This window comes from Actinosynnema sp. NPDC037264, from assembly GCF_055603705.1.
In genome coordinates this window covers 20,922-34,135 of sequence record NZ_JBVJVK010000075.1, presented here as the reverse complement: position 1 = coordinate 34,135, position 13,214 = coordinate 20,922, and the positions used below count along the sequence as shown (strand labels likewise).

Annotated in this window: 11 protein-coding genes; 4 read left to right on the top strand and 7 right to left on the bottom strand. The window is 72.3% G+C overall.

Annotated features, from left to right (window positions below; translation table 11 throughout):
* Together ACZ7GX_RS40840 and ACZ7GX_RS40835 are read right to left on the bottom strand one after the other, a co-directional pair.
* Window positions 1-1,047 (bottom strand): hypothetical protein (locus ACZ7GX_RS40840; RefSeq protein WP_498785340.1); only part of this gene is annotated, 1,047 nt, incomplete at its 3' end.
* Between the two features lie 24 nt (window positions 1,048-1,071).
* Entirely contained in the window at window positions 1,072-3,153 is a 2,082-nt protein-coding gene (locus tag ACZ7GX_RS40835; protein ID WP_498785338.1) for an MMPL family transporter, read from the bottom strand.
* A 75-nt stretch (window positions 3,154-3,228) separates the two neighbouring features.
* Between ACZ7GX_RS40835 and ACZ7GX_RS40830 the strand changes: the two genes are divergently transcribed.
* Window positions 3,229-3,831 (top strand): TetR/AcrR family transcriptional regulator, encoded by a 603-nt coding sequence (locus ACZ7GX_RS40830; RefSeq protein WP_498785335.1) that lies wholly within the window; start codon window positions 3,229-3,231, stop codon window positions 3,829-3,831.
* A gap of 55 nt (window positions 3,832-3,886) precedes the next feature.
* Here the strand turns inward: ACZ7GX_RS40830 and ACZ7GX_RS40825 are convergent, their stop codons facing one another.
* A complete protein-coding gene (locus ACZ7GX_RS40825; protein WP_498785333.1) occupies window positions 3,887-5,554 on the bottom strand; it encodes a vWA domain-containing protein in 1,668 nt (555 codons plus the stop codon).
* Between the two features lie 368 nt (window positions 5,555-5,922).
* Here ACZ7GX_RS40825 and ACZ7GX_RS40820 point away from each other — a divergent pair, with 368 nt between their 5' ends.
* Window positions 5,923-6,456: an O-acetyl-ADP-ribose deacetylase gene (locus ACZ7GX_RS40820; protein ID WP_498785331.1), complete on the top strand. Its 534-nt coding sequence runs from the start codon at window positions 5,923-5,925 to the stop codon at window positions 6,454-6,456.
* Between the two features lie 51 nt (window positions 6,457-6,507).
* Here ACZ7GX_RS40820 and ACZ7GX_RS40815 read toward each other — a convergent pair whose 3' ends face one another.
* Window positions 6,508-9,333, bottom strand: a complete 2,826-nt coding sequence (locus ACZ7GX_RS40815; RefSeq protein WP_498785329.1) for an aconitate hydratase — start codon at window positions 9,331-9,333, stop codon at window positions 6,508-6,510.
* Between the two features lie 145 nt (window positions 9,334-9,478).
* Here ACZ7GX_RS40815 and ACZ7GX_RS40810 point away from each other — a divergent pair, with 145 nt between their 5' ends.
* Together ACZ7GX_RS40810 and ACZ7GX_RS40805 are read left to right on the top strand one after the other, a co-directional pair.
* The gene (locus tag ACZ7GX_RS40810; RefSeq protein ID WP_498785327.1) at window positions 9,479-10,222 is read left to right on the top strand and encodes an ABC transporter ATP-binding protein; all 744 of its coding nucleotides are present in this window, start codon (window positions 9,479-9,481) and stop codon (window positions 10,220-10,222) included.
* Entirely contained in the window at window positions 10,219-10,866 is a 648-nt protein-coding gene (locus ACZ7GX_RS40805; protein ID WP_498785325.1) for a hypothetical protein, read from the top strand. The genes ACZ7GX_RS40810 and ACZ7GX_RS40805 overlap by 4 nt, the downstream gene beginning before the upstream one ends.
* 20 nt (window positions 10,867-10,886) lie before the next feature.
* Here ACZ7GX_RS40805 and ACZ7GX_RS40800 read toward each other — a convergent pair whose 3' ends face one another.
* The 3 genes from ACZ7GX_RS40800 to ACZ7GX_RS40790 form a co-directional block, all read right to left on the bottom strand.
* Complete coding sequence (locus ACZ7GX_RS40800) at window positions 10,887-11,429, bottom strand: DapH/DapD/GlmU-related protein (protein WP_498785323.1); 543 nt, start codon at window positions 11,427-11,429, stop codon at window positions 10,887-10,889.
* Window positions 11,430-11,443: 14 nt separating this feature from the next.
* The gene (locus ACZ7GX_RS40795) at window positions 11,444-12,394 is read right to left on the bottom strand and encodes a LysR family transcriptional regulator (RefSeq protein ID WP_498785321.1); all 951 of its coding nucleotides are present in this window, start codon (window positions 12,392-12,394) and stop codon (window positions 11,444-11,446) included.
* Between the two features lie 177 nt (window positions 12,395-12,571).
* The gene (locus ACZ7GX_RS40790; RefSeq protein WP_498785320.1) at window positions 12,572-13,102 is read right to left on the bottom strand and encodes a hypothetical protein; all 531 of its coding nucleotides are present in this window, start codon (window positions 13,100-13,102) and stop codon (window positions 12,572-12,574) included.
* Window positions 13,103-13,214: the final 112 nt, after the last annotated feature.

The following is a 13,214-nucleotide window of genomic DNA, read 5'->3' as shown; positions in this document are numbered from 1 at the left end:
GACCGAACGCCCGCTTTTTGGGGTGTGTCGGGGGGGGGTGGGGGGGGGGGGCCCCCCCCCCCCCCCCGCCAGGACCACCAGCTCCGTCGGCACGGGCGTGGTGCGCAGCCAGGTCAGGCCCAGGTAGACGACGGCGGTGAGCAGCACGATCGGGCTCCGGCGCCGCCACGACCACACCGCCAGCCCGACCGCGACGACGAACGCCAGGAACAGCTCGTCGTAGTCGACCCACGGACCGACCGCCACGGCGATGGCGACGCCTTCGATCCCGCCGGTCTCGTTCCGCCCGCCGGGCGCGTTCGCGAGCATCGCGGGGAGTTCCGGCGTCAGGAACACCCGGTCCACGACCGGCCACACCGCCAAGCCGATGCCGACCAGCAGCAACGGGTACCACGCGCCGGGACGGCGGGCGTTCAGGTCGTAGGCGGCGACCACCACCGCCGCGACCACCAGCGCGAGCGCGCTGTAGTGCCACAACGAGCCGAGCAGCCCGACGATCGCCACCACGTGCCACGGCCGCACCCGGTCGACCCTGGTGTGCGCGAGCACCGCACCGGCCAGGACCACCAGCTCCGGGTGGGGCGGGAAGTCGAACGCGGGCACGACCGGGATGGGCGAGGTCAGCGGCGCGTAGGAGAACCAGCCGAACTCCTCGACCGGTTCCTGACGGAAGTGCCAGACGGCGGCCAGGTATCCCACCGCCGTGACCGCGACGACGTAGCCGCGCGCACGCCACGCCCAGATCCCCAGCCCGACGGCCACCACCACGCCGAGCAGGAACTGCCACAGGTCGAACGCGGTCACCCCGACGGAGAACCACGACCCGGCCGCCGACGTCAGCGCGAACGCGGTCGACCCGGTCACCAGCAACGGGAACCAGGCGCCGGGCCGCTCGGCGTGCGCCTCGCGCGCCTTCACCAGCAAACCGGCGATCACCAGCGGGAGCGAGACGTCCAGCGGCGGGCCGTCCTCCCAGAGCGGGAGGACGAGCCCGACCAGCACCGGCAACGCCCACAAGGTCTTCCACCACACGGTTCCCGTGTCCACGACGGCCCCCATAAGGGCGCAACCCTAGCGGCCCTCCGAGAGGCCGAACCGGAGGTGCACGCGGCGCAGCCACGCCGGCGCCCACCAGTTGGCGCGTCCGGCCAGCCGCATCAACGCGGGCACCAGCACGGCGCGCACGAGCGTCGCGTCCACGGCGATCGCCACCGCCAGCCCCGCGCCCAGCATCTGCAGGTACATCACGCGGCCCGTGGTGTACGCGGCGAACGACAGGGCCAGGATCGCGGCGGCGGCCGTGATCAACGGCGCGCTGCGCTGGATCCCGGCGGTGACGGCGGCCCGGTCGTCACCGGTGCGGGCGTGCTCTTCGGCGATGCGGGACACCATGAACACCTCGTAGTCCATGGACAGGCCGTACGCGATGCAGAACATCAGGATCGGGATGCTCGGCTCGACCGTGCCGGTGGGCGTGAAGCCGAGCAGGTGCGCCAGGTTGCCCTCCTGGAAGCCCCACACCACCACGCCGAACATCACGGCCAGGCTGAGCAGGTTCAGCGCGGTCGCCTTCACCGGCAGCAGGACGCTGCCCGTCATCAGGAACAGCAGCACGAACGTGATCGCCAGGATCAGGCCCACCACCAGCGGCACCCGGTCGGTGAGGGCGTCGCGGAAGTCGGCCAGCTCGGCCGGGTAGCCGCCGACGAGGTAGTCCGGCTCCAGCGCCCGCACCCGCTGGACCAGCGCCGGCACGTCGCCGGAGAGCGCTTCCTGGGACGGGATCGCCGACCACGTGGTGCCGTAGCCGTTGGTGGTGACGTCCACCTGCACGATGCCGGGCACGTCGCCGAGCCGTGCCGCGTAGTCGTCGTTCCCCTGGACGTCCTTCGCGATCACGCGGATGGCGTCGGTCTGCTCCTGGCCGAAGCCGGCGCGGATCTCCTCCTGCACCACCCGGCTGGACGCGTCCGCCGGCAGGACCCGGTCGTCGGGCAGGCCGACCCGCAGGCCCAGCACCGGCGCGGCGAGCAGGAGCAGCAACGCCAGCGCCGCGCCGCCGACCAGCAGCGGGCGGTTCATCACCGCGTTCGCCGTCCGCGCCCAGAAACCGGTGGCGCGCTCGGTCGCCGGGTGCGGCTTCAGGCACGCCAGGGCCGCGGGCAGGACGACGAGCGCGCCCAGCACGGACAGACCCACCACCAGCACGCCCGCGTAGGCGAAGGAACGCAGGAACGGGAAGGGGAACAGCACGAGCATCGCCAGCGACGCGGCCACCGTGAGGCCGCTGAACAGGACCGTGCGCCCGGCCGTCGCGACCGCCCGTTCGACGGCCGCCGGCACGGTCGCGCCGCCGGCGAGCTCCTCCCGGTAGCGGGCGATGACGAACAGGCAGTAGTCCACGCCCAGGGCCAGGCCCATGACCAGCGTGATGTTCGCGGCGAACGTCGACACCTCGGTGAAGCGCGTGAGGCCGCGCAAGGCGGCGAGCGTGCCGACCATCGCGAACAGCCCGATGCCGAGCGTGGTCAACGCCAGCGACACACGCCGGTACAGCAGCACCAGCAGGAGCAGCACCACCGGCACCACGATCGCCTCGGCGCGCAGGAAGTCCCGCGCGGCCTGGGCGCCGACCTGGCGGAACACCTCGTCCTGCCCGCCGACACCCACCTCGATCACGTCGTCGGCGCGGGTGAACCGCTCGGAGAGGCCGGCGATGGCGGCCCGCGCGTCGGTGGCGCTGCCGGGCACCCAGGCCAGGATCAACGCCCGGCTGCCGTCCTCGGACCGCAGGGCCGGGCTGCGACGGTCCCAGTAGGACTCGACCTGCCGCACGTCCGGCGCGAGCTCGGCGGCCAGCGCGCGGGCCCGGTCGGCGGTGCGCGGGTCGTCCACGTCGCCGCCGCGCGCCGTGACCAGCAGGGTCAGGTTGGGGTTGCCGGTGCCGAACTCCTCGGCCAGCACCTCGGCCGCGCGCAGCGACTCCGTGCCGGGCGCCTCGAAGCGGGACAGCGACAGGGCCGACAACGCGCCGCTGCCCACGACGGCGGCGGCCGCCGCGACCAGCGCGGCGACGACCAGGACCAAGCGTCGCCGGCGCACGGCGAAACGCCCCAGCAGGTGCACGGGGTTCTCCTCGACTAGGTGTCGCATAATGCGAGCGATCGCTCGTGTTGCAAAAGTACGAGTGATTGCTCGTGTTTGTCAACGAGTGAGAAGGTGGTGCCCGTGGAGCCGAAGGTGGTGCGCCGGCAGGCGCGGGGCGAGCGGCGGATGGCCGAACTGCAGGACGCGGCGGCGGCCGTCTTCGCGGAGGTCGGCTACGAGGCCGCGACGACCAACGCCATCGCCGCGCGGGCGGGCGTGTCGCCGGGCACGCTGTACCAGTTCTACGGCAACAAGGAGGCCATCGCGCAGGCGCTGGCCGACCGGTACCTGGAGCAGCTGCGGTCGGCGCACGGCGCGTTGACGCCCGAGCTCGCGCACCTGCCGCTGGACGAGCTGATCGACCGGATGGCGGGGCCGATGGTGGCGGTGAACGTGGCCAACCCCGGCTTCAAGGCCCTGTTCGGCCGGTCGGACATGCCCGAGCAGCTGGCCGCGCCGACCAGGGCCGTGCACGCGGCGGTCTTCGGGCGGATCGACGCGGTGCTGGCCGCGCGGCGCCCGGACCTGCCCGCCGCCGACCGCGCCCGCACCGCGCAGGTGACCATGCGGCTGTTCGGCGGGCTGATCCCGATGATCGTCTCGGCCGAGGAGGGCGAGCGCCCGGCGTTGGTGCAGGAGCTGAAGAAGGTGCTGCGCGGCTACCTCGGGCCGATCGTGGGGTGAGCGGGCGTGAGGGGCGCCCCGGGTGTGGACGCCCCTCACGGTCTCGCGGTAACCGCTACTTCGGCGGCGGCGGGACCAGGCAGCTCACGGGAGCCGACTGGTTGCCCGAGGCGTCCACGCCGTAGACGAGCGCGTCGCCCTTGAGCGTGATGCGCCAGTCGATGTCACCGACGCCGGGCTTCTGGTTGGGCGTCGCGCCAGGGGCCTGCACCAGCTTGATCTTGGTGCCGGTCGGGAACCCGCCGAAGACCGCCGGGCTGGCCGAGTCGGACACGAAGACCTGCGGGTCCGGGTCCACCGCGTCGGTCGCGGAGAGGATGAAGAACCCGTCCTCGTTGTCGGCCGGTGGCTCGTTGCCGCCGCCCGGGTTGTTGGTCGGCTCGCACGTCACGACCGGGGGAGTGGTGTCGACCCAGTCCTTCAGCACGTCGTCGCACACCTGGTGGCCGGCGGCGTGGGTGAAGCAGCCGCGGATCGAGTCCTGGCCGAGGCCCGCGAGGCCCTGCGCGGCCGGGTAGGTGAAGTCGACCGCGCCCGCGGCGGAGGTGCTGCCGTTGCCGGCGCCGCCCGCGTTCGGGCCGCTGAGGATCGAGAAGTCGACCGGGACGTTCGCCACCGGGTCGCCGAAGTCGTCGGTGACGGTCGCGGTCACGGTGTGCGTCTGGCCGGGCGTGCCCAGCTCGTTGACCTCGTGCTCGGGCTCCACGTCGATGGCCGCGGCGCACCCGCGCACGTTCACCGTCGGGTTGCCGAACGTCACGACGTGGCCCTCGGCGTCGGTGTAGGCGACGGTCGGGTTGACCGCCAGCACGCCGCCACCGGTGGCCGGGAGGTGGGTCGCGGTGAACGTCATCGTCACCGTCTCGGTGCCGAGCTCGTCGATGGTCCAGGTGAGCTGGTTGCCGTTCTGGGCGACCGCGCCCTTGGACACCGCCGCGCCGCCGACCGAGAACTGCGGCGACACCGTGTCGACCACGGTCACGCCGGTCGCCGCGGGCACCACGATGGCCGCGCCGATCGCCTCGAAGACCTCCTGCAACTGGGCCGGGGTCGGCGCCTCGTAGTAGTGCGTGGCGTCGGGGTCCGTGGTCCAGTCCTGGATCTCGGCCGAGTCGACGGAGCCGAGGCCGATGCCGAAGATCTCGGTGCCGGCGTTGCGCGCCGCCGCGGCCGCGGGGCTCGCGTCGGGACCCACGGTCGTCTGGCCGTCGGTCATGATGACCATGATCTTCTCGTTCGTGGGCTCCGAGCCGGCCAGCTGCGCCTGCCCGGTGGTGATGGCCGCCGAGTGGTTCGTGCCGCCGGACGCGACCAGGGCGTCGATGGCGGACTTGGCGGCGTTCGCGTCGGACGACAGCGGGGTGTCGACGGAGGCGCCGTCGGCGAAGCTGACCACGCCGATGCGGCTGCCGTTGGCGACCACGCCGTCCAGCGAGCCGTCGGTGGCCTCGTCGATGATGTCCACGAACGACTTCGCGGCGGCCTTCAGGTCGCCGATCGCCCCCTGCATGCTGCCGGACCGGTCGAGGACCAGTTCGATGTCGACCGGGTTGCCCGCGATGCCGGTCTCGGCGTCGAGCGTCACGGTGACCGGGACCGAACCGCCGCAGGCGATGTCCGTCACCCCCAGTGCCTTGGTCCCGGTGACGGTGCCTCCCGCGGCTGCCGCGCCGGTGGTCGTGGCGAGTGGGGCCGCGAGTGCGGCCAACAGGATCGCGGTCACGCCGCAAGCCCGTCTTCGAGTGGTGATGTGCATTCTGATTCGCACCTCCTCGTGCGCGCCGACGAGACGTGAAATCCCCTCTGGAGTCACGTTCGCGCATTCCGGCGAAGCCGGGTAAGTCAGTCCCCGAACAGGTGCGGACCAGCGAAGATCCGACCGAATGACACTGCCGTGCGACTCGGAAGCGTCGGCATGGAGAGGTTAAACGCAAATTTTGCGAAAGAGCAATCGGTTCACCCGATCGGGGTAATAAGAATCATCGGTCGTTTTCGATCTGCGGATCGTTACGGACGAAACTTGAATTGTGACGACAATGCGGCGGCACAGCGTCCCGGAGCGCATGCCCGAGCGGTGGGACACTGATCGGCATGGCGCGGATCGGGTTCGTCCTCGGGGACATCACGGAGCAGCACGTCGACGTCGTGGTGAACGCCGCGAACTCGTCCCTGCTCGGCGGCGGCGGTGTGGACGGCGCGATCCACCGCAAGGGCGGCCCGGAGATCCTCGCCGCGTGCCGCGAGCTGCGGGCGGGCCACTACGGCGGCGGCCTCCGGACCGGCCAGGCGGTGGCCACGACCGCGGGCCGCCTGCCGGCCAAGTGGGTCGTGCACACCGTCGGCCCGGTCTGGTCGGCCGCGGAGGACCGCTCGGCCCTGCTGGCCGACTGCCACCGCAACGCGCTGCGCGTGGCCGCCGACCTCGGCGCCACCTCCATCGCGTTCCCGGCCATCTCCACCGGCGTCTACCGCTGGCCGGTCGCCTCCGCCGCCCGGATCGCCCTGTCCGCCGTCGCCGACGCCCCGGCGGACCTCGCCGTCCGCTTCGTCCTCTTCGACCGCGCCACCTACGACGCCTTCCGCGCCGCGGCCGAAGAGCAAGGGGTCGAACGCGAAGGGGTGTAACGCGAAGGGGCCGCCCACCCGGAGGTGGACGGCCCCGTCACGTGACGCGGACTAGCCGCGCACCATCTTGCGCAGCACGTACTGCATGATGCCGCCGTTGCGGTAGTAGTCGGCCTCACCCGGCGTGTCGATGCGGACCACCGCGTCGAACTCCACCTTCGAGCCGTCCGCCTTCGCCGCCACCACGTGCACCGTGCGCGGCGTGTCGCCGTCGTTCAGCGCGGTGATGCCGGTGAAGTCGAAGGTCTCCGTGCCGTCCAGGCCGAGCGACGCCGCCGTCGAACCCTCGGGGAACTGCAGCGGCAGCACGCCCATGCCGATCAGGTTCGACCGGTGGATGCGCTCGAACGACTCGGCGATCACGGCGCGCACGCCGAGCAGCGAGGTGCCCTTCGCGGCCCAGTCGCGCGACGAGCCCGAGCCGTACTCCTTGCCCGCCAGCACGACCAGCGGGACGCCCGCCGCGGCGTAGGCCTCGGACGCGTCGTAGATCGTGGTCTGCGGCGCGCCCTCCTCCAGGAAGTTGCGGGTGAAGCCGCCCTGCACGTCGTCCAGCAGCAGGTTGCGCAGCCGGATGTTGGCGAACGTGCCCCGGATCATCACCTCGTGGTTGCCGCGCCGGGAACCGTAGGAGTTGAAGTCCTTGCGCTCGACGCCGTGCTCGGTCAGGTACTTGCCCGCGGGCGAGTCCGCCTTGATCGCGCCGGCGGGCGAGATGTGGTCGGTGGTGACCGAGTCGCCGAGCAGCGCCAGCACGCGCGCGCCGCTGATCTCCGTGACCGGCGACGGCTCCATCTCCATGCCCTCGAAGTACGGGGGCTTGCGCACGTACGTCGACTGCGGGTCCCACTCGAACGTCTTGCCGGTCGGCGTGGGCAGCGACTGCCAGCGCTGGTCGCCTGCGAACACGTCGGCGTAGCCCGCGGTGAAGCCCTCCGGCGAGATCGCCGACGCGACGACCTCCGAGATCTCCTGCGGCGACGGCCAGATGTCGGCCAGGTACACGGGCTTGCCGTCCTGGTCCTTGCCGAGCGGCTCGGTGGTGATGTCCTTGTCCATCGAACCGGCCAGCGCGTACGCCACCACCAGCGGCGGGGACGCGAGGTAGTTCATCTTGATGTCCGGGTTGATCCGGCCCTCGAAGTTCCGGTTGCCCGACAGCACCGACACCGCGGCCAGGTCGCCCTGGTTGATGCCCGCCGAGATCTCGTCCTGCAGCGGGCCCGAGTTGCCGATGCACGTGGTGCAGCCGTAGCCGACCAGGTGGAAGCCCAGCTTCTCCAGGTACGGCAGCAGCCCGGCGCGCTCGTAGTAGTCCATGACGACCTTGGAGCCCGGCGCGAGGGTCGTCTTGACCCACGGCTTGCGCTCCAGGCCCTTCTCCACGGCCTTCTTCGCCAGCAGCGCCGCGCCGAGCATCACCGACGGGTTCGACGTGTTGGTGCACGACGTGATCGCGGCGATCGCCACCGCGCCGTGGTCCAGCTCGAACTCCGCGCCGTCCAGCGTGACCTTGACCGGCTTGGACGGCCGGCCCTCCGCGCCCTCGGCGGCGGACTGGAACACGTGCGGCTTGCCGCCCGCGTCACCGTTGCTCAGCGCGGGCGAGTCGCTGGCCGGGAACGACTCCTCGGACGCCTCGTCGACCGGCGAGTTCTCCACGCCGTCGGTGTGCGCGACGTAGGAGCCGAGCGCCTGCCGGAACGCCTCCTTGGCGTCGGTCAGCTCGATGCGGTCCTGCGGGCGCTTCGGGCCCGCGATCGACGGCACGACCGTCGACAGGTCCAGCTCCAGCGTCTCGGAGTACACCGGCTCGGCGGCCGGGTCGTGCCACAGGCCCTGCTCCTTGGCGTAGGCCTCGACCAGCGCCAGCTGCTCGGCGGAACGGCCGGTCAGCTTCAGGTAGTCGATGGTCTCGCCGTCGATCGGGAAGATCGCGCAGGTCGAGCCGAACTCCGGGCTCATGTTGCCGATGGTGGCGCGGTTGGCCAGCGGCACCGCACCGACGCCCGAGCCGTAGAACTCGACGAACTTGCCGACCACGCCCTGCTTGCGCAGCATCTCGGTGATCGTGAGCACCAGGTCGGTCGCGGTCGCGCCGGCGGGCAGCTCGCCGTGCAGCTTGAAGCCGACCACGCGCGGGATCAGCATGGAGACCGGCTGGCCGAGCATGGCCGCCTCGGCCTCGATGCCGCCGACGCCCCAGCCGAGCACGCCGATGCCGTTGACCATGGTGGTGTGGCTGTCGGTGCCGACCAGCGTGTCCGGGTAGGCCTGGCCGCCGCGGACCATCACCACGCGGGCCAGGTGCTCGATGTTGACCTGGTGCACGATGCCGGTGCCTGGCGGGACGACCTTGAACTCGTCGAACGCGGTCTGGCCCCAGCGCAGGAACTGGTAGCGCTCCTTGTTGCGCTGGTACTCCAGGTCCACGTTCAGCTCGAACGCGTCCGGCCGGCCGAAGATGTCGGCGATCACCGAGTGGTCGATGACCAGCTCGGCGGGGGCCAGCGGGTTGACCTTCGTCGGGTCGCCGCCCAGCTGGGTGACGGCCTCGCGCATGGTGGCCAGGTCGACCACGCACGGCACGCCGGTGAAGTCCTGCATCACCACGCGGGCGGGCGTGAACTGGATCTCGGTGTCCGGCTCGGCCGAGGGATCCCAGCTGCCCAGCGCACGCACGTGGTCGGCGGTGATGTTCACGCCGTCCTCGGTCCGCAGGAGGTTCTCCAGCAGGATCTTCAAGCTGTACGGCAGGCGCTCGGCGCCGTCGACCGCGCTCAGCCGGAACACCTCGTACGAGGCGTCGCCGACGGTGAGCGTGCCGCGGGCGCCGAAGCTGTCCTTGCTCGCTGGTGCAGTCACGTGAAACTCCATCTGGTGACGCGCAAAGTCGGTAGGGGAACTACTGCCGAGTCTCCCGCACCCGCGGGTGCGATGCCCTCTCACCCCAAACAGTACGCGTGTCCTGTATTCCGCTTCAACCCGGCCCTACCTTGATCGGGGCATCATCACACCCGTGGTGCGTCTTGATCGAATCGGCAAGCGCTACGGCCGCGGCCCGTGGGTGTTGCGCGACGTCACGCTCGCCGTGCGGCCGGGTGAAGTGGTGGTGCTGCGCGGCGGCAACGGCGCCGGCAAGTCGACGCTGCTGCGCGTCGCGGCGGGCGTGACCGCGCCGACGACCGGCCGGGTGAGCCGCGGCGCGTCGGTCGGGTACGCCCCGGAGCGGTTCCCGACCGGGGTGAAGCTGTCCGCCCGCGACTACCTGCGCCACCTCGCCGCCGTGCGCGGCGTGCCGGTGCGGTGGGAACTGGTGGAGGCGCTGGGGTTCGTCGGCGACCCGGACGCGCCGATGGCCACCCTGTCCAAGGGCAACACGCAGAAGGTCGCGGTCGCGCAGGCGTTGCACGCGACCGACCTGCTGGTGCTCGACGAGCCGTGGTCCGGGCTGGACGCCGCCGCGGGCGCGGTGCTCGGCGAGCTGGTGACCTCGTCGCGGGCCGCCGTCGTGCTGACCGACCACCACGGGCACGACCTGCCGGGCGCCCGCGAGGTGGTGCTCGGCGCGGTACGACCCGGTGGCGTGGTGATCGAGCTCGACCGGGTGGGGGAGGCGTTGGCGCAGATCAGCGCGCTGGAAGGGGTGTTCGCGGCGCACGGGGTCGGCGACGGCGCGCGGGTCGAGGTGCGGGCCGGGTTCAGCGACGGCGTGCTGGCCGAGGCGCTGCGGCTCGGCTGCTCGGTGCGGAGCGTGCGGTCGTGACGGCGCTGGTGCGGTACCTGCTGGTCGACGTGCTGCGCACGCAGCGCTGGCTGCCGCCGTTGCTGCTGCTCGTGGCCGTGCTCGGGATGCTCTACGCCTCCGACGCCGGCCCGCCGCTGCCCGCGTACGCCGGCACGTGCGTGCTGGTCTACCCGGTGTCGGTGTGGCTGACCGTGGTCGTCGCGACCGCGGAGGACCCCGTGCGGCGGACGATGACCGTGGTGACCGCGGGGGGCTGGGCCCGCGCGCAGGCCGCCGTGACCGCGTTGGCCGTGCTCGGGGCGCTGGGCGTGGCCCTGGTCGCCGCGGTGGCCCCGGTCCTGACGCAACCCCGCCCGTACCCGCTCGGCACGGTCGCGCAGGGTTTCGCCGGGTTGGCGGTGTGCGCGCTGGTCGGCGTGGGCGTCGGCGTGCTGTGCAGCCGCCCGGTGATCACGCAGGCCGGCTGGTCGGTCCTCGCCGCGACGGCGCTGGTCGTGCTGGTGTTCCTGTTCGGCCGCACCCCGCCGGTCGGCAACGTGCTGTGGGCGCTGTCGCACGACGACGGCGTCCCGTCCGCGCTGGCGCTCTCGGGCGTGGTCGCGGTGCTGTTCGTGGCCGCCGCGACCTGGCTCGGCTCCGCGGTGGGTCCCCGTCGCGGCTAGCGGTCGTGGCCGGCCGGTCGTCACCACCGCCGGCGGACCGCGGCCTTCGCGCCGGTCACCAGGCTCGCCGGCGGCACGTCGTCGGCCACGACCGCGCCGGCGGCGATCACGGCGTCGCGCCCGATCGTGACGCCGGGCAGGATCGTCGCGCCGGCGCCGATCCACACGTTCTCCGCCACGTCGATGGGCCCGCCGCTGAGCCACCCCCGTCGCTCCTCGGGGTCGACCGGGTGGCCGACGGTGATGAACGTGGCCTTCGGCCCGACCATCACGCGCTCGCCGAGCCGGATGCCGGCGTAGTCCAGGAACGTGCAGTTCTGGTTGATGAACACGCGTCCGGCGAGCTCCAGGCGAAGGCCGTGGTCGGTGTAGAAGGGCGGGTAGATGGTGACCCCGTCCGGCAGCGGCCGGCCGAGGATCGCGGCGAACAGCTCCGCCTTGCCCGCTTCGTCCTCGAACGGCAGCACGTTGAGGCGGGAGGTGAGCTCGGTGGCCCGCAGGACCCGCTCGGACATCGCCCGGAACTCGGCGCTGTGGATGCGCACGAGGCGGTCGTCGCGCATGGCTGGTCGCTTCCTCATCGTGGTGCCGTGCGGGGTGCCGCCAGTGCCCACGACGGGCGCCAGACGGGCCCGGGCGGCGTGGGCAGGCGGTGGAGGTGGTCGATGACCGGCCGGAGTCCCGGGTGGGGATTCGCGGCCGGCAGCAGGAGGGAGAGCGGGTAGGCGATCGTCGGCTCGACGATCGGGATGCGGCGCAGGTCGTAGTGCGTCGGCCAGGTGTACCGGTCGCGCGCGCCGACGAGGGTCGCCACCTCCGCGGAGTCCGCGAGGGTGTCCTGGAGGACCTCGTTGCCGAAGTTCGGGCCCGCCGCGTCGACGCGGAGGTCGAAGTCGGTGGTGAGCTCGTCGTAGAACACCGCCCACTCGCTGCGCGGCGCGATGCCCGGCACCCAGATCCGGTGCTCGCGCAGCCGGGTCGGGGTGAGGCTGCGCGCGGCGGCCAGGGGGTGCCTCGGGCCGACGAGGAGTTCCAGCGGCGAGTCGAACGCGTGGACCATCCGCACTTCGCGCGGCAGCGCGGCCCGCTCGGTGACCGCGCGGAACGAGGCGTCCACCTCGCCCGACTCGACCGCGGCGACCGCCAGGCGCGGGTCGTCGACCCTGAGGGTCACCACGTCGAGGTTGGTGCCGGGACGCGAGCGCCAGTAGTCGTGCAGGACGACCGCCTGCGCGCTGCGCAGCCCGAGGACGTCGACCCGGAGTGCCCGGGAACCGGGCCGGACCGCCGTGACCGCGCGGTCGACGCCGGCGACGACGGTCCGGGCGTGGGGGAGGAACGCCTGCCCGTCGAGCGTCAACTCGACCCCGCGGGCGGTGCGGGTGAACAGGCTGACCCCGAGCTCGCGCTCCAACGAGGCAACCCGCTTGGAGACCGCCTGCTGCGTGACCCCCAGCTCCGCGGCGGCGTGCCCCAACTGCCCGAGCTCGGCCGCCCGCACGAACGACCGCAGCGCTTCCGTGTCCATGGCTCGAGCCTATGGGCGTACAACCGACCGTTGTGGGTGGTCGGGAGCGGGTTGTGTCGTCGCAGCTCGGCGCGGTCGGCCTGGTTCACCTGCTCGACGCCCGGTTGTCCGTGCCGGACAAAAAAGCAGGGGCCCCCTTGGCGGGGACCCCTGCGGAGCGTTCCGGTGCGGTGCGACTTACTTGATCGCCTTGATCAGCTCGTCGATGTCCTTCGGCTCCAGGCCGCGCATCAGCGTCAGGAACAGCTCGCTGTACGTGCGGAACGGGCTGACGTACCACTTGCCGTCGACCTCGGTGGCGACCACGCCGACGCCGTCCTTCAGCACCTGCGCGCCGATCCGGGCGATCACGTCGATCGCGGCCGACGGGATGTTCCGCCCGCCCTGCTGCTCGACCAGCTGCGTGATCTCGTCCGCGCACAGCCGCTGCGTCTGGCCCTGGACGGTGGCGCTGTAGCAGTCACCGTCCCGGCTGACCTCGACGGTCTCGCCCTCGGCCTCGACCACCAGCTTGCGGATCGTGAGCAGCTTGCCGCCGGAGACGTCCTTCGAGTCCGTCTCCAGCTCGATCAGCTTCGCGCCCGAGGCGGAGGTCTTGCCCATCTGGTCCAGGATGACCGGGCCGACGTCCTGCAGCACGCCCATCTCGTCCGGCGGCAGCAGCGCGATCACGCCCTTGACGTCGCCGTCGAGCGCCTTCTCGACCATCTGCTTCGCGGCGTCGTTCGCCGAGCCCGGGGGGGGGGGGGGGGGGGGGTGGGGGGGGGGGGTGGGGGGGGCCCGCCTTTCCCCGCGAGGCGTGCGGGGGGGGGGGGAAGAG